This window comes from Microbacterium sp. (assembly GCF_047605725.1).
Classification (GTDB): Bacteria; Actinomycetota; Actinomycetes; order Actinomycetales; family Microbacteriaceae; genus Microbacterium.
Window position 1 is genome coordinate 28,745 of record NZ_JASGFE010000002.1, and the last position, 15,264, is coordinate 44,008.

General features: G+C 71.1%; 14 protein-coding genes. 3 read left to right on the forward strand and 11 right to left on the reverse strand.

Annotated elements, in window-relative coordinates:
• Positions 1 to 11: 11 nt before the first annotated feature.
• Positions 12 to 1,127 (forward strand): adenosine deaminase, encoded by a 1,116-nt coding sequence (locus tag QM641_RS00915; RefSeq protein ID WP_415112512.1) that lies wholly within the window; start codon positions 12 to 14, stop codon positions 1,125 to 1,127.
• 230 nt (positions 1,128 to 1,357) lie between these two features.
• Here the strand turns inward: QM641_RS00915 and QM641_RS00920 are convergent, their stop codons facing one another.
• From QM641_RS00920 to QM641_RS00935, 4 genes are all read right to left on the reverse strand, one after another.
• Complete coding sequence (locus tag QM641_RS00920; RefSeq protein ID WP_415112514.1) at positions 1,358 to 2,506, reverse strand: mannitol-1-phosphate 5-dehydrogenase; 1,149 nt, start codon at positions 2,504 to 2,506, stop codon at positions 1,358 to 1,360.
• Entirely contained in the window at positions 2,503 to 2,943 is a 441-nt protein-coding gene (locus QM641_RS00925) for a PTS sugar transporter subunit IIA (protein ID WP_415112516.1), read from the reverse strand. The genes QM641_RS00920 and QM641_RS00925 overlap by 4 nt, the downstream gene beginning before the upstream one ends.
• 87 nt (positions 2,944 to 3,030) lie before the next feature.
• Positions 3,031 to 4,962 (reverse strand): PTS mannitol-specific transporter subunit IIBC, encoded by a 1,932-nt coding sequence (locus QM641_RS00930; protein WP_415112518.1) that lies wholly within the window; start codon positions 4,960 to 4,962, stop codon positions 3,031 to 3,033.
• Positions 4,959 to 5,339, reverse strand: a complete 381-nt coding sequence (locus QM641_RS00935) for a PTS sugar transporter subunit IIB (protein ID WP_415112520.1) — start codon at positions 5,337 to 5,339, stop codon at positions 4,959 to 4,961. Before QM641_RS00935 ends, QM641_RS00930 begins: the two co-directional genes overlap by 4 nt.
• Before the next feature lie 127 nt (positions 5,340 to 5,466).
• Between QM641_RS00935 and QM641_RS00940 the strand changes: the two genes are divergently transcribed.
• Positions 5,467 to 7,389 (forward strand): BglG family transcription antiterminator, encoded by a 1,923-nt coding sequence (locus QM641_RS00940; protein ID WP_415112522.1) that lies wholly within the window; start codon positions 5,467 to 5,469, stop codon positions 7,387 to 7,389.
• 102 nt (positions 7,390 to 7,491) lie between these two features.
• Here QM641_RS00940 and QM641_RS00945 read toward each other — a convergent pair whose 3' ends face one another.
• The 6 genes from QM641_RS00945 to QM641_RS00970 all read right to left on the reverse strand — a co-directional run bounded on the left by QM641_RS00945 (position 7,492) and on the right by QM641_RS00970 (position 11,899).
• The gene (locus tag QM641_RS00945; protein ID WP_415112524.1) at positions 7,492 to 7,926 is read right to left on the reverse strand and encodes a PTS sugar transporter subunit IIA; all 435 of its coding nucleotides are present in this window, start codon (positions 7,924 to 7,926) and stop codon (positions 7,492 to 7,494) included.
• Positions 7,926 to 8,375 carry a hypothetical protein gene (locus tag QM641_RS00950; RefSeq protein WP_415112526.1) on the reverse strand — a complete coding sequence of 150 codons (450 nt, stop codon included), beginning with the start codon at positions 8,373 to 8,375 and terminating at the stop codon, positions 7,926 to 7,928. Before QM641_RS00950 ends, QM641_RS00945 begins: the two co-directional genes overlap by 1 nt.
• A gap of 19 nt (positions 8,376 to 8,394) precedes the next feature.
• Positions 8,395 to 10,050, reverse strand: coding sequence for a phosphoenolpyruvate--protein phosphotransferase (gene ptsP / locus QM641_RS00955; RefSeq protein WP_415112528.1), 1,656 nt, complete (start codon positions 10,048 to 10,050; stop codon positions 8,395 to 8,397).
• A gap of 28 nt (positions 10,051 to 10,078) precedes the next feature.
• On the reverse strand, positions 10,079 to 10,351 hold the full coding sequence (locus tag QM641_RS00960; RefSeq protein WP_415112530.1) for an HPr family phosphocarrier protein: 273 nt from the start codon (positions 10,349 to 10,351) through the stop codon (positions 10,079 to 10,081).
• A gap of 118 nt (positions 10,352 to 10,469) precedes the next feature.
• Positions 10,470 to 11,048 (reverse strand): GNAT family N-acetyltransferase, encoded by a 579-nt coding sequence (locus QM641_RS00965; RefSeq protein ID WP_415112532.1) that lies wholly within the window; start codon positions 11,046 to 11,048, stop codon positions 10,470 to 10,472.
• 17 nt (positions 11,049 to 11,065) lie between these two features.
• Entirely contained in the window at positions 11,066 to 11,899 is an 834-nt protein-coding gene (locus tag QM641_RS00970) for a purine-nucleoside phosphorylase (RefSeq protein WP_415112534.1), read from the reverse strand.
• 69 nt (positions 11,900 to 11,968) lie between these two features.
• Between QM641_RS00970 and QM641_RS00975 the strand changes: the two genes are divergently transcribed.
• The gene (locus tag QM641_RS00975; protein WP_415112536.1) at positions 11,969 to 13,417 is read left to right on the forward strand and encodes an NAD(P)H-quinone dehydrogenase; all 1,449 of its coding nucleotides are present in this window, start codon (positions 11,969 to 11,971) and stop codon (positions 13,415 to 13,417) included.
• A 15-nt stretch (positions 13,418 to 13,432) separates the two neighbouring features.
• Here the strand turns inward: QM641_RS00975 and QM641_RS00980 are convergent, their stop codons facing one another.
• Positions 13,433 to 15,199 carry an acetyl/propionyl/methylcrotonyl-CoA carboxylase subunit alpha gene (locus QM641_RS00980; RefSeq protein WP_415112538.1) on the reverse strand — a complete coding sequence of 589 codons (1,767 nt, stop codon included), beginning with the start codon at positions 15,197 to 15,199 and terminating at the stop codon, positions 13,433 to 13,435.
• Positions 15,200 to 15,264 lie beyond the last annotated feature (65 nt).

The window sequence follows — 15,264 nt, forward strand, 5'->3', positions numbered from 1 at the left end:
ACGAGGAGATCATGGCCATCGACCAGCACGGCGACACCACCCTGCAGGGGGTGTCGATCCGCTCGCTCCCGAAGGTGTCGCTGCACGACCACCTCGACGGAGCGGTGCGCCCGCAGACCATCATCGAGCTGGCCGACGAGATCGGGCTGGAGGTGCCCGCGACCGAGGCCGACGACCTCGCCGACTGGTTCGAGGAACAGTGCAGCGGGGGCACCCTGGTGGAGTACCTGACGACGTTCGACCTGACCACCGCGGTGATGCAGACGCGCGAGGGGCTGCGGAGGGTCGCTCGCGAGTTCGTCGAGGATCTCGCCGCCGACGGCGTCGTCTACGGCGAGGTGCGCTGGGCGCCGGAGCAGCACCTGAAGCGCGGGCTGAGTCTCGACGAGGTCGTGGAGGCGGTGCAGGAGGGCATCGAGGAGGGCGAGGATGCCGTCGACCGCGCCGGCCGCGACATCCGGGTCGGCCAGCTCATCACCGCGATGCGCCATACGGACCGCTCGCTGGAGATCGCCCGGCTGGCGATCGCGCACCGTGGCCGTGGTGCGGTCGGCTTCGACCTCGCCGGCGCCGAGGACGGGTTCCTGCCGTCTCGTCATCGTGCGGCGTTCGACCACCTGGCATCCCGCTTCTTCCCGGTGACCGTGCACGCCGGCGAGGCCGCCGGGCTCGACTCGATCCGCTCGGCGCTGATCGACGGGCGTGCTCTGCGACTCGGGCATGGCGTGCGCATCGCGGAAGACCTCGAGGTCGTCTCGCGTGCCGGCGACGAGGTGCTCGTGCAGTTCGGCGACCTCGCCCGCTGGGTGCGCGACCGCGAGATCCCGCTCGAGCTCTCGCCGAGCTCGAACCTGCAGACCGAGGCGATCGCGCGCTGGGGGACGACGCTGGCCGACCACCCGTTCGACCTGCTGTACCAGCTCGGGTTCGCGGTGACGGTCAACGTCGACAATCGCACGATGAGCCGCACGTCGCTCACGCGCGAGCTGAGCCTGCTCGCCGACACGTTCGAGTACACCCTCGACGACCTGGAGGCGTTCCAGCTCAACGCCGCGGCGGGGGCGTTCCTCACGGTCGAGGAGCGCGAGGAGCTCATCGAGATCATCGGCGAGGGCTTCGACCGCTGAGCCGGCCCTCCGACATTCAAGACTATCGACGAGTCAGCGGAGCTGGTCTCAGGCCCGGACGTGCGCATAACTCAGGCAGAATCTCGGCGGCGCGAGCCGTGACCCGCGGAATCACGCGGCTCGCCCTCGCGCCCTCGCACTGATTGCCTGAGTTATGAACACCACGCCCGTACGACACGAGTCCGCCGATCCTGGTGCGGATCGACGGACTCGTGCTCGGGGGAGGGGGATCAGAGCGCGGCCTGGCGGGCGGCGACCGCCGCCTCGACGCGCGCGTACAGGGGGTGCGAGGGCTCCAGACCGGTGACGGATGCCGTGAAGGTCGCGGCATCCTGCTCCCTCAGCAGCCGCTGCAGCTCGACCGACTGCTCGTCGCCGGGGTCGTCGAAGGCGAGGGCGGCCGCCATCGCCTCGACGAGGGCGTCGACGGACAGGCCGCGCTCGGCGGCCTCGGCGGCGGGCCCGACGAAGCGCTCGTGCCGGGAGAGCTTGCGCAGGGGCTGCCGGCCGACGCGCCACACCGTGTCGGGCAGGGCCGGGTTGCGGAAGCGGGTGAGGATCGTCGCCCGGTAGGCGGCGAGCTCTCCCTCGTCGAGGCCGTGCTTGGCCGCCAGCAGCGCGGAGGTCTCCGCCACGGTCGCGGCGACCTTGGCGGCGATGGCCTCGTCGGCCAGGGCGTCGGAGATGCGCTCGATCCCGGCCTGAGCCCCGTGGTACGCGGTCGTGGCGTGGCCGGTGTTGACCGTGAAGAGCTTCCGCTCGATGTACGGCGCGAGATCGTCGACGAAGTGGGCGCCCGGGATGTTCGGCGCGTCATCGGCGAACGGCGGTCGCTCGATCGCCCACTCGAAGAACGGCTCGACGGTCACGTCCACCCCCGCGCCCTCCGGCTGGCCCGGCACGATCCGGTCGACCGCGGTGTTGGCGAACACCGCGCGCGCGGCCAGGGCGTCCCACGCCTCGCCCGCCTCAGCGCGGACCTGGTCGCGCAGAAGGTCGGTGGCGTTGATCGCGTTCTCGCATGCCATCACCTGAAGCGGCGGCGAGGACGGGTCGTGCAGGGCCAGGGCGGCGACGATCGGGGGTGCGACGAAGCGCAGGATCGTCGGTCCGACGGCGGTCGTGACCACGTCGGCCCCGGCGATCTCCTCGATCAGCTCCGCCGACTGGGTCGCGCTGTTGAGGGCGCGGAAGCCGGTGACGACCTTGTCGGCACCGCCCTCGCCGACCTCGTGCACGGTGTACGACGACGCCGCGTTGATCGCGTCCACGAGACCGGCCGCGACATCCGCGAAGACGAGCTCGTACCCGCCCTCGTGCAGCAGCAGGCCGACGAACCCGCGACCGATGTTGCCGGCGCCGAAGTGGACGGCCTTCATGACTCGTTGACCGCCGACAGGAGCGCGAACAGCTCCTCCGGGGTCGCAGCCTGCTTGAGCGTGGCGACCTCGTCCTCGTCGGAGAACAGCAGCGCGATCTGCGACAGGATCTCCAGGTGCTCGTCTCCGCGGCCGGCGATGCCCATGACGAACGTCACGGGATTGCCGTCCCAGTCGACGCCGCCGTCGTAGCGCACGACGGAGAGAGCCGACGCGAGGATCGTCGCCTTCAGCTCGTTCGTGCCGTGCGGGATGGCCAGTTCGTTGCCCATGTAGGTGGACACCGTCGCCTCCCGCTGCTGCATCGCATCGTAGTACTCGGCGGTGACGGCGCCGACGGAGACCAGGATGTCGGCGGCCTCCTTCATCGCCTGATCGCGCGTCGCACTGCCCGAGTGGATCCGAACCTGATCGAGCTGGAGTACATCGCGTGCCATGGTCATTCCTTTCGTTGGGGATGGGATGCCGGGGCGGTGGGGCCTGGGGCGTGAGCGCCTGCTCGACCCCACCGCCGTCTCGGACGGCTACTTGTCGTGCTGCTTCACGACGAGGTTCACGACCTCGTCGTAGCGCGGCGAGTTCATGAAGTTGTCGACGGACACGTGGATCGCGCCGGGCGCCTTCTGCCGGGCCCGGTCGGTGAGCTGGTTCTGCGTGATGACGAGGTCTTCGGTGCCGTCGAGGTTCGCGACGGCCTTGTTGACGACCGTGACGTCGTCGATGCCCGCCTTCTTGATCTTGTTGCGCAGGACGCTGGCGCCCATCGCCGACGAGCCCATGCCCGCATCGCACGCGAACACGATCGCCTTGACGTCCTTCTCCGGCGCCGACGCCGGCTCGGGTTCGGCGGGGGCGGCCGCCGGGGCGGAGCCGCCGTGCTGGCTCACGACGAGGTTCACGACCTCGTCGTAGCGCGGCGAGTTCATGAAGTTGTCCACCGACACGTGGATCGCGTCGGGGTTCTGGTCCTTGGCCCGGTCGGTGAGCTGGTTCTGCGTGATGACGAGGTCTTCGGTGCCGTCGAGGTTCGCGACGGCCTTGTTGACGACCGTGACGTCGTCGATGCCCGCCTTCTTGATCTTGTTGCGCAGGACGCTGGCGCCCATCGCCGACGAGCCCATGCCCGCATCGCACGCGAAGACGATCGCCTTGATCTGCTTCGTGGCGGTGGCAGTCCCGGCCGCGGCGGCCGACCCGCCGGCGAGCGCGTCGAGCGCGGCCGACGACTTGCCCTTGTTGGCGGCCGTCTGCGCGATCGCTGCGCCGAAGCTGTCTCCCGCCTCGAGATCCCGCTTGCGGGATGCCCGCAGGATGACACCCGCGATGAGGAACGTCACGGTGGCGGCGAGGACGACCGACAGGTACACGACCAGGAGGTTGCCGACGCCGCCTGCCGCGGGGCTGGACGCCGCCGCCGTGACGGCGATGATGCTGCCCGGTGCCGCCGGGAAGGCGAGGCCGCCGCCGAGGATCATGTTGGTCGCGACGCCGGTCGCACCACCCGCGATGAGCGCGAGGAGGGTCGCCGGCTTGCTCAGGGCGTACGGGAAGTAGATCTCGTGGATGCCGCCGAAGAAGTGGATGATGGCCGCACCCGGCGCCGACGCCTTCGCCTGTCCCGTGCCGAAGAACGTGAAGGCGAGGAGCAGGCCGAGGCCCGGACCGGGGTTCGCCTCGATGAGGAACAGGATCGACTTGCCGAACTCCGCGGACTGCTCGATGCCCAGCGGCGTGAACACGCCGTGGTTGATGGCGTTGTTGAGGAACAGCACCTTCGCGGGCTCGACGATGATCGACACGATCGGCAGCAGATTGAGGCTGACGAGCCCCGCGACGGCGGTGCCGAGCACGGCGCTGATGCCCATGACGAGCGGTCCGAATCCGAAGAACCCGAGGATCGCGAGCAGCATTCCGAGGATGCCGGCCGAGAAGTTGTTGACGAGCATCTCGAACCCGGGCTTGATCTTGCCGTCCCAGATCCGGTCCATCCGCTTCGTCACGAGGCCTGCGAACGGGCCCATGATCATGGCACCGAGGAACATCGGGATGTTGGTGCCGACGATGACGCCCATCGTCGCGATCGTCGCGACGACGGCGCCGCGGTCGCCGTGCACCATGCGACCAGCCGTGTTGGCGATGAGCAGCGGCAGCAGGTAGGTCACCATGGGGCCCACGAGGCCGACGAACTGCGGGAACGTGCCGTTGTCGCCTTCAGCCAGGGCAGTCATGGCGCCGGGCCAGTTGATCGCGCTGGCGTCGCCGAAACCGCCCAGCAGCGGTGCGACCGGAGACCAGCCGCCGAGCCAGCCGACCTGGATGAAGAGCATCGTGATGAAGCCCCACGCGATGAACGCTGCGATGTTGGGCATGATCATGCCCGAGAGGAACGTGCCGAACTTCTGCAGTCCGATCCGCGCCTTGTTGATTCCCGACGTGGACGTTGACGCCGTCGTCATGGCTGACTCTCCTTCTGGGTGGCCGCGAGGCTCGCGGCGGGCGGATGCGAGGCGACCGCCTCGGCGGGTTCGGTATCGACGAGGGCGGTGTCGATGAGAGCCAGCGTGCGGGTGCCGTCGCGGTCGCCGAAGATGTCGTGCGGGAGGAGGACGACGCGGATGCCGCGCGCTGCGGCATCCCGTCGGATGTCCTCGGCCGCGTCGGCCAGGTGCGGCCCGAGCAGGATGACATCTGCGACCTCGCGCTCCACCGGCAGCGATGCCTGCGTGCCCGCGACGGCGCTGAGCTGCTGGCCGCGGGCCGCAGCGGCACGGCGGACGCGCTGGGCGACGAACGTGCTCGACGCTCCGGCTCCGCACACCACGAGGATCTTCATCGATCGCTTCCCTTCTCAGCCAATTGTCAGCCTCGGCGCACCCCGTGCGGCAGACACGTCTGCTTCCGCGGGGGCGGAAGGCAGATGCGTCTCACCCTGCGGCGACGGCTCGTGGTTGACTGTGCGGGTGAGCAGAGCCCGCCACGATCAGGTGATCGCGCACCTGCTGCGCGGTCGCGACTGGGTGACCGCCGCCGAGCTCGCCGCCGCGATCGGGGTCACGCCGCGCAGCATCCGCAGTTACGTCACCGCGATCAACGGCCGTGTGCCCGGGGGCGACGCCGTCGAGTCCGGGCCGCGCGGGTATCGGGCAGGCGCGCATGCCGCGGACGCGCTGCGGGCCTCCGACGACGCACCGTCGACGCGCGACCGACTGCACCGGCTCGTGCGTGCGCTCGTGGACGCACCCGACGGCGTGGACGTGTTCGACACCGCCGCCGCGTTCTTCGTCAGCCCCGCCACCGTCGACGCCGACCTCGCCCGCGTGCGGGCGCTCCTGGGCGGCACCGAGCTGACGCTGCACCGCACGGCATCGCGCGCGCTGCTGCGGGGCCCCGAGACGGCGCAGCGGCGCCTGCTCAGCCGGCTGGCGCACGACGAGATGGAGGCGAGCGCGTTCGACCTCGACGCGCTGCAGCGCGCGCTCGGCGCGGGCGCGGTCGAGACGGGTGCGTACGGCCGGTTCAAGACCCGGCTCGTGGCCGGGCTGCAGGAACTCGGTCATGTCGTCAACGAGTTCAGCATCGGCGACGTCATGATGCACGTCGCGATCGCCGCCGACCGGGTGGCCCGTCAGCACCGGCTCGACGACGCGCCCGGGTCGGACTCGCCCGAGCGCGCCCGGATCGGCGAGCTGATCGACCGGCTGGCTCAGGAGCACCTCGCCATCCGGTTCGGACGCGGCGATCTCAGCCAGCTCGCCGGGCTCGTGCAGACCCGCATCGTCGCGGCCGCCGGCGCCGCGCGGGCCGAGCTCATCCGCGAACGGCTTCCCGGCGACGTGGAGTCCGCGGTGCGCGATGTCGTCGCCCGCGCCGAGCAGGAGTTCCTCATCGACCTCGACGACGAGGATTTCGTGCTGCGGCTGGCCCAGCACGTCGAGAACCTGCGCGAGCGGGCGCAGGAAGGGGCGTGGTCGCGCAATCCGCTGACGCGATCGCTGAAGACGGCGTATCCGATGATCTTCGAGGTGGCGGTGTTCATCGCCGACGGTCTGCGGGGCCTGCTGGGGCTCCCGATCCTCGACGACGAGATCGCCTATCTCGCGATGCACGTGGGCGGCCACCTGGAACGGCATCGTCAGGAGGGCAAGCGCCTCACCGTCACGATCGTGTGCCCCGGCTACTACGACATCCACGAACTGCTGCACGCCCGCGTCGATCAGTCGTTCGGCGCCGCCGTGGACGTCGTCGGCGTCGACTCGCGTGCCGACCCGGACTGGGCGTCGATCGACACCGACCTGGTGCTCACGACCATCGAGCCCAGGATCTCCGGCGACGGCGTCGTCCAGATCCAGCCCTTCCTCACCGAGTCGGACGTGACGCGGGTGCAGACCGCGATCGCCCGGGTGCGGAGAGTGGAGCGCCTGGCGCGCCTGCGCGCCGAGCTGGAGCGCTACTTCGACGCGGACGCGTTCGTGCCCCGCCTCGACGGCGACGACGGCGAGGAGGGCGTCATCCGGCGCCTCGGCGCCCTGCTGGTGTCACAGGGCGTCATCGACCAGGACTACGTCGAGCGGGCCATCGAACGAGAGCACCTGTCGTCGACGGCGTTCAGCGACGCGCTCGCGGTGCCGCACTCGCTCACGATGACCGCCACCCGCACGGCGATCGCCGTCGGCATCGCCGACCCCCCGATCGCGTGGGGCGAGGGTCACGTCCAGGTCGTCGCGATGGTCGCGTTCTCCGAGTCCGACCGCACCGCGTTCCAGACCGTGTTCGAGCAGCTGGTCGAGGTGTTCAGCGAGCACGATGCGGTGCAGCGCATCGTGCGGCGCGCGACGACCTTCTCCGACTTCCTCGACGAGCTCGTCGCGGTGGTGGAGGACTGACTCGCCGCACGAACTTCGGAGAATCCGACGAAGTTCGGAGGATTCGCGGGAAATGCTCCGAAGTACGCGCGATTCTCCGACGTTCGTCGACCTGAGGACGCCTCAGTACATCGCCAGGAGCAGCTCGTACAGCTCCTCGGGCGTCTGGGCGCTGCGCAGCCGTTCGACGTCGTCCTCGTCGGAGAACAGCAGCGCGATGTGCGAGAGCAGCTCGATGTGCTCGCCGTCCTTGCCCGCGATGCCCACGACGAAGGTGACCGGATTGCCGTCCCAGTCCACGCCGCCGTCGTAGCGCACGAACGAAAGCGCCGAGTCGAGGATCGTGCCCTTGGTCTCGTTGAGCCCATGCGGGATGGCGAGCTCGTTGCCCATGTAGGTCGAGATGGTCGCCTCGCGCTGCTGCATCGCGTCGAAGTAGCTCGAGGTCACCGCCCCGGCGGCCTCGAGGATCTCGGCGGCCTCCTTCATCGCCTCGATGCGTGAGACGCTGCCGGCGTGGATGCGCACCTGACCGAGTCCGAGGATGTCGCGAGTCATTACGATGGGCTCCCTTGGCCGTGGCGCTGATCGGAGAGGATGCGGACGACGTCGTCGTAGCCGGCCGAGGTCATCACGTTGTCGATCGAGATGTGCAGCGCGTCCGGGGCCTTCGCCCGGGCCTTCTCGCTGCGGCTGGACTGGGTGATCACGAGGTCGACCGTGCGATCCAGCTGCGAGATGGCCCGGATCGTCACGTCCACGTCGTCGATGCCGGCCTTCGCGAGGCGCTTGCGCAGCACCGTCGCGCCCACGACCGCCGCGCCGATGCCGGCATCGCACGCGAACACCACGTGGCGGATCGGGCGGGGTCCCGCCTCACGCGCCGCGCCGCGCCGGCGCCGCATCGTCAGCAGCACGACGACGACCGCCGCCGCGATCACGAGGATCACGACGGCGGTCACGGCGATGCCCGTGCCGCCGGCCGTCGCCTGCGCGCGGACGTCCACGATGGGAGCTCCCGAAGTCCTACTTCGCTGCCGCCGCCCGGGCCGCGTCTCGTGCGGACCCGGCGTCGTCGGCTCCCACCGCGGCCGCCGCGATGCGCTTGGCGTCGTCGAGCGTGTGCTCCAGCAGGGTCGCGCGCACGTCCGCGAGAGCGGTGGGCGCCATCGACAGGCTCGTCGCCCCGAGGCCCACCAGCACGACCGCCAGCAGCGGGTCGGCCGCGGCCTCGCCGCAGATGCCGACCTGCTTGCCGTTGACGCGGCCGGCCTCGCCGACCATGCCGATCAGACGCAGCACGGCGGGATGCCACGGGTCCTGGAACGAGGCGACCGAGCCCAGCAGCCGGTCGGCGGCCAGCGTGTACTGCGTGAGGTCGTTCGTGCCGATCGAGGCGAAGTCCGCGATGCTCAGCACGCGCTCGGCGAGGATCGCGGAGGAGGGCACCTCCACCATGACGCCGACGGTCTTGATGCCGTACTCGCGGGCGATCGTGGTGAAGTACTCGGTCTCCTCGACGGTCGAGACCATGGGGGCCATGACCCACAGGTCGGCCTCGGTCGCGGCATCCGCCTCGGCGAGGGCCGTGAGCTGCTCGCGCAGGATGTCCTCGCTCGCACGCAGCGCGCGAAGGCCGCGCAGGCCCAGCGCCGGGTTCTCCTCGTGCGCGTCGTTGAGGAAGGCCAGGGGCTTGTCCGCACCGGCGTCGAGCGCGCGCACGACGACCTTCTTGCCGGGGAAGGCCGACAGGAGCTTCGTGTACGCCTCGCGCTGCTGCTCGACGGTCGGCGCCTGCGACGAGCTCAGGAACAGGAACTCGGTGCGGAACAGGCCGACGCCCTCCGCGCCGAGCGCCACGGCCTCCTCGGCGCCCTCGGGCTTGCCGAGGTTCGCCAGCAGCGGCACCTTCGTGCCGTCGGCGAGCGCTCCCGGGGTGAGCGGGGCGGATGCCGCGGACTTGCGCGCATCGGCGCGGTGCTGCGCGCGGGTGAGCTCCTCCTCGGTGGGGTCGGTGGTGACGGTGCCGGCGGCCGCGTCGACGATGACGGTCTCGCCGTCGACCAGTCCGGTGGCCGCGGCCACGCCCACCACCGCGACGATCGACTTCTCGCGGGCGAGGATCGCCGTGTGCGAGGTCGGGCCGCCCTCGGTCGTGATCAGGCCCAGCACCTTGTCGAGGTCGAGCAGGGCCGTGTCGGCGGGCGCGAGGTCTTTCGCGACCAGCACGAACGGATGCCCCGGGTCGGGCACGCCCGGGGCCGGAAGGCCCCGCAGCCGCGCGATCACGCGCTGGGCGACGTCGTCGAGGTCGGCCGCGCGCTCGCCGAGGTAGCCGCCCATGGCCACGAGCATGTCGCGGAAGCTCGCGAACGCCTCGTACACCGCGAACTCGCCGGTCTTGCCCGCCGCGATGCGGGTGCCGACCTCGCTCTCCAGCGTCGGGTCCTCGGCCATCATCGCTTGGGCCTCCAGCACGTCGCGGGCGGCGCCGCCGGCCTGTTCGCCGCGGGCCTCCAGCTCCCGCGCCACCGCGCCGACGGCCTCGCCGACGCGGGCGGTCTCCTCCGCCTGGGTGCGCGTGCTGGGGACGTCCTCGGGCGCGGGCAGCGGCTCTGCCATCCTCGCGACGGGGCCCTGGGTCACGCCGAGCCCGATTCCGACTCCTCGAAGTTCGCTCATGTTCGCTTCCTGTCCTTGTCTTCGGTTCTTACGCGTCGTGGTCCGTGGTCAGCAGCTCGGCGAGCGTGTCGAGCACGTCGTCGGGACGGTCGCCGTCCGCGGTGAGGGTGACGTAGTCGCCGAACTCGATGCCGAGCGCGATGACCCCGAGGATGCTGGCGGCGTTGACCGGTGCGCCGGCTCCCTTGGCGATCGTGACGTTCACGCCGGAATCCTTGGCGGCCTGCGCGAACAGCTTCGCGGGCCGGGCGTGCAGGCCATGGGACGAGCCGATGCGCACGGTGCGCGAGACGTCGGTCATGCGGGTTCCTCTCCGTTGACGGTGCGCCGCACCGGGTCCGGTGCGCACACACGCACCAGAAGCCATTCTGGTCAGTCAGGGCGGTCCGCGACAACCACCCCGGGCAGATCCGCGCCGGTCACCCCCGGTCCAGGCGCGCGCGCAGCCCGAGCCGGACCGCCGGCCACTCGTGCGGCAGGATCGAGTACACGACCGTGTCGCGCAGGGTGCCGTCCGGCCCGAGCCGGTGGTTGCGCAGCACCCCGTCGCGCTTCGCGCCGAGCCGCTCGATCGCCGTGCGCGACTGACGGTTGTGCCAGTGCGTGCGGAACTCGACCGCGATCGCGTCGCACGTCTCGAACGCGTGGCCGAGCAGCAGCAGCTTGGCGGCCGTGTTCACGGCGGTGCGCTGCGCCGACGGAGACAGCCACGTGTGCCCGATCTCGACGTGGCGGCTCTCCTGGTCGATGTTGCAGAACGTGGTCATGCCGACGGCGCGCCCGGATGCCGGCAGCACGACCGCCCACGGGTTCATCGTCCCGGCATCCCGCCATGCCAGCCGACGGTCGATCTCGTCGGGGACCGCCGCCGGGATCGACGTGTACCACGCGTGCTCGAGGCCGACGGTCGCCTCGGCGAGGTCGGCGGCGTGGTGCGCGTGCAGCGGCTCCAGCCGGACGTGGTCGTCCTCGAGCGTGATCGGTTCGGTCAGCAGCACGGCTCGAGCCCCCGCGCCTACAGCGCCTCGACGAACCGCGCGAGCAGCGCCGCGATCACCGGTCCGGCCTGCCTGCCGGCCTCGAGGACCTCCTCGTGGCTGAGCGGGGTGGTCTGGATGCCGGCGGCGAGGTTCGTGATGAGCGAGAAGCCGGCGACCTCCATGCCCGCTTCACGCGCGGCGATCGCCTCCAGCGCCGTGGACATGCCGACGATGTGGCCGCCGATGATCCCTGCCATCCGCACCTCTGCGGGTGTCTCGTAGTGCGGCCCGCGGAACTGGCAGTACACGCCCTCGTCGAGGTCCGGATCGATCGTGCGGGCGAGGTCACGCAGGCGGCGCGAGTACAGGTCGGTGAGGTCGACGAAGTTCGCGCCCTCGATCGGGGAGTCGGCGGTGAGGTTGATGTGATCGCTGATCAGCACCGGCTGCCCGGGCGTCCAGGAGGTCTTCAGCCCCCCGGCGCCGTTGGTGAGCACCATGGTCTTCGCGCCGGTCGCCGCGGCGGTCCGGACGCTGTGCACGACGCGGCGCACGCCGTGTCCCTCGTAGTAATGCGTGCGGGCGCCGATCACGAGCACGCGCTTGCCGCCGGGCGTGAGGATGCTGCGCAACGACCCGACGTGGCCCTCCAGTGCCGGCTTGCTGAAGCCGGTGATCTCGGTGGCGGGGACGGTCGCGGTCGTCTCGCCGATGAGCTCCGCGGCACCGCCCCACCCGCTGCCGAGGGTGAGGGCGATGTCGTGGCTTTCGACCCCGGTGAGCCGGGCGATGTCGGCCGCGGCGTCGGCGGCGACGGCGAACGGGTCGATGGCGGGGTCGTCGAGGGGATTGCTGCGGGTGTCTGACATGGCTCCCACCATAAGGGGGAATCCCGGGCCGAGGTGAGTGCGGGGCACCGGGCGCTGCCACGCGACAGAATGGTCGGCATGACAGCGAGCTTCCAGGCCAACCAGAGCGTCGCGATCCTCGGCGGCGGACCGGGCGGCTATGAGGCCGCGCTCGCGGCGGCGCAGCTGGGCGCGGAGGTGACCCTCGTGGAGCAGGCGGCGGTGGGCGGGGCGGCCGTGCTCACCGATGTCGTTCCCTCCAAGAGCCTCATCGCGACCGCCGACGCCGCGGTCGCGATCCGGCAGGCCGGCGATCTCGGCGTGCAGCTGTTCGCCCGCGGAGGGGGCGGGGTGCCGCTGCGCCCCGAGGTCGCGATCAACCTGGCCGCCGTGAACCGGCGCCTGCTCGCCCTGGCCCGCAAACAGTCCGACGACGTGCGCGCCGCGCTCGAGGACGCCGGGGTGCGGATCGTGTCGGGCCACGGCCGGCTCGACGGCCCGCGCGCGATCGTCGTGGCCACCGACGCGGGCGGCACGGACTTCGAGCGCATCGAGGCCGACACCCTGGTCGTGTCGGTCGGTGCCTCGCCGCGGGAGCTGCCGAGCGCGCGGCCGGACGGGCAGCGCATCCTCACCTGGACCCAGCTGTACGACATGGCCGCGGTTCCCGAGCATCTCGTGGTCGTCGGCTCCGGCGTCACCGGCGCGGAGTTCGCCGGCGCGTATATGAACCTCGGCGCGAAGGTCACGCTCATCTCCAGCCGCGACCGGGTGCTCCCCGGCGAGGACCGCGACGCCGCTGCCGTCCTGGAGAAGGTCTTCACGCGCGGGGGCATGCAGCTGCTGGCGCGCGCCCGGGCCGAGAGCGTCGTCAACACGGGGGAGGGGGTGATCGTGACGCTCTCCGACGGCCGGACGATCGAGGGCAGCCACTGCCTCATGGCGGTGGGCTCCATCCCCAACACACGCGGACTGGGGCTGGAGGATGCCGGCATCCAGCTGACCGAGTCTGGCCACATCCGCGTGAACCGGGTCGCGCGCACCTCGGTGCCCAACGTCTACGCGGCGGGGGACTGCACCGACTTCGTGCCCCTGGCATCCGTCGCCTCGATGCAAGGGCGCACCGCGGTCTTCCACGCGCTCGGCGACACCGTCATCCCGCTGGAGCGCCGGCGCATCACCGCGAACATCTTCACGTCTCCCGAGATCGCGACCGTCGGGTTCAGCGAGCAGGACGTCGTCGACGGCCGCGCCGACGGGGTCGTGTACAAGCTGCCGCTCACGGCCAACGCGCGGGCGAAGATGATGCGCATCACCGACGGCTTCGTGAAGGTCATCGCCCGCACCGGCAGCGGCACCGTGATCGGGGCGGTGATCGTCGCCCCGCGCGCTTCGGAGCTCATCTACCCGCTCGCGATCGCGATCGAGCGGCGGCTCACCGTCGACCAGGTCTCGCGCGTGTTCGCGGTGTTCCCGTCGCTGACCGCCAGCATCACGGATGCCGCGCGCGCGATGCACATCGTCGATCTGGCCGGCTGAGCCTGCGCAGAGCGCTCAGGAGATCGTCATCAGGCGGTGACCGGCGGAGACGGTCGTCCCCGGCGTGGCATCCACCGCGCTCACGACGCCGTCCTTGTGCGCCTGGATCGGCTGTTCCATCTTCATCGCCTCCAGCACGACCACGAGGTCGCCCTTGACGACGTGCTGACCCTCCTCGACGGCGACCTTGACGATCGTCGCCTGCATCGGGGAGACCACCGCGTCGCCCGAGGCGCCCGCCATCGCGGTCGAGGCGTGCGTGCGGCGCGAGGGCGGCACCGCCGCGGGGCGCCCGGTCCTCGCCGGCGCCTGCACGATGCGGTCGGGCAGGCTCACCTCGACGCGCTTGCCGGAGACCTCGACCACGACGGTGTGACGCGGCTCGGCGGTCTGCGGCTCCTGCGCCTCGCCGTCCCACGGCGGGATGTCGTTCGCGAACTCGGTCTCGATCCAGCGCGTGTACACGCCGAACACGCCGTCCTCGGCGGTGAAGGCCGGGTCGCGCACGACCCTGCGGTGGAAGGGCAGCACGGTCGGCATGCCCGAGACCTCGAACTCGTCCAGCGCCCGTCGGGAGCGCTCCAGGGCCTCGGCCCGGTCCCGTCCGGTGATGATGATCTTGCCGAGCATCGAGTCGAACGCCCCGGACACCGAGTCACCGGCGGTGACGCCCGAGTCGAGGCGGATGCCGGGACCGCCGAACGTCTTGAACACGTTGATGCGCCCCGGCTGCGGCAGGAACCCGCGCCCCGGGTCCTCGCCGTTGATGCGGAACTCGATCGAGTGGCCGACCGGCTCGGGGTCGTCGTATCCGAGCAGGCCCCCCTCGGCCAGACGGAACTGCTCGCGCACGAGGTCGATGCCGGTGACCTCCTCGGACACCGGATGCTCGACCTGCAGCCGGGTGTTGACCTCGAGGAACGAGATGGTGCCATCGGCGCCGATCAGGAACTCGCACGTGCCCGCGCCGACGTAGCCGACCTCGCGCAGGATCGCCTTGGACGCCCCGTACAGGATCTCGTTCTGGGCGTCGGTGAGAAAGGGCGCGGGCGCCTCCTCGACGAGCTTCTGGTGCCGGCGCTGCAGGGAGCAGTCGCGGGTGGAGACGACGACCACGGTGCCCGCGGCATCGGCCAGGCACTGCGTCTCGACGTGGCGCGGACGGTCGAGGTACTTCTCCACGAAGCACTCGCCGCGGCCGAACGCCGCGATCGCCTCGCGGGTGGCCGACTCGAACAGCTCGGGCACCTCGTCGAGCGTGCGGGCGACCTTCAGACCCCGCCCGCCGCCGCCGTAGGCGGCCTTGATCGCGATGGGCAGGCCGAACTCCTCGGCGAAGGCGACGACCTCGTCGGCGCCGCTCACCGGGCCCGGGGTCCCCGGCGCCAGCGGTGCGCCGACCTTCTCGGCCACGTGCCGCGCGGTCACCTTGTCGCCGAGCGCCTCGATCGCCTCCGGAGGAGGGCCGATCCAGATCAGGCCGGCGCGGATGACGGCGCGCGCGAAGTCGGCGTTCTCGGCGAGGAAGCCGTAGCCGGGGTGGACGGCATCCGCCCCCGACCGGCGTGCGACCGAGAGGATCTTCTCGATCGACAGGTACGTGTCGGCGCTCGTGAGCCCGTCGAGCGCGTACGCCTCGTCGGCCAGCCGGGCGTGCATCGCGTCGCGGTCCTGGTCGGCGTAGACGGCGACCGAGGCCTTCCCCGAGTCCCGTGCGGCGCGGATGATGCGGACGGCGATCTCGCCGCGGTTGGCGACCAGCACCTTGGCGATATCAGGCATGGATGCCAGCCTACCGAGCGGGCGACGGCGCTCTTTGGATCACTCGCACAAGATCCCGCGAAATC

Excerpts from the sequence above, each read along its gene's own strand:
- QM641_RS00930 (WP_415112518.1), bottom strand. The coding sequence starts at position 4,962 with ATGACGACGGCGTCAACGTCCACGTCGGGAATCAACAAGGCGCGGATC.
- QM641_RS00920 (WP_415112514.1), bottom strand. The coding sequence starts at position 2,506 with ATGAAGGCCGTCCACTTCGGCGCCGGCAACATCGGTCGCGGGTTCGTC.
- QM641_RS00945 (WP_415112524.1), bottom strand. The coding sequence starts at position 7,926 with ATGACTCGCGACATCCTCGGACTCGGTCAGGTGCGCATCCACGCCGGC.
- ptsP (WP_415112528.1), bottom strand. The coding sequence starts at position 10,050 with ATGAGCGAACTTCGAGGAGTCGGAATCGGGCTCGGCGTGACCCAGGGC.
- QM641_RS00975 (WP_415112536.1), top strand. The coding sequence starts at position 11,969 with ATGGTCGGCATGACAGCGAGCTTCCAGGCCAACCAGAGCGTCGCGATC.
- QM641_RS00960 (WP_415112530.1), bottom strand. The coding sequence starts at position 10,351 with ATGACCGACGTCTCGCGCACCGTGCGCATCGGCTCGTCCCATGGCCTG.
- QM641_RS00980 (WP_415112538.1), bottom strand. The coding sequence starts at position 15,199 with ATGCCTGATATCGCCAAGGTGCTGGTCGCCAACCGCGGCGAGATCGCC.
- QM641_RS00935 (WP_415112520.1), bottom strand. The coding sequence starts at position 5,339 with ATGAAGATCCTCGTGGTGTGCGGAGCCGGAGCGTCGAGCACGTTCGTC.
- QM641_RS00915 (WP_415112512.1), top strand. The coding sequence starts at position 12 with ATGGCCATCGACCAGCACGGCGACACCACCCTGCAGGGGGTGTCGATC.
- QM641_RS00970 (WP_415112534.1), bottom strand. The coding sequence starts at position 11,899 with ATGTCAGACACCCGCAGCAATCCCCTCGACGACCCCGCCATCGACCCG.
- QM641_RS00925 (WP_415112516.1), bottom strand. The coding sequence starts at position 2,943 with ATGGCACGCGATGTACTCCAGCTCGATCAGGTTCGGATCCACTCGGGC.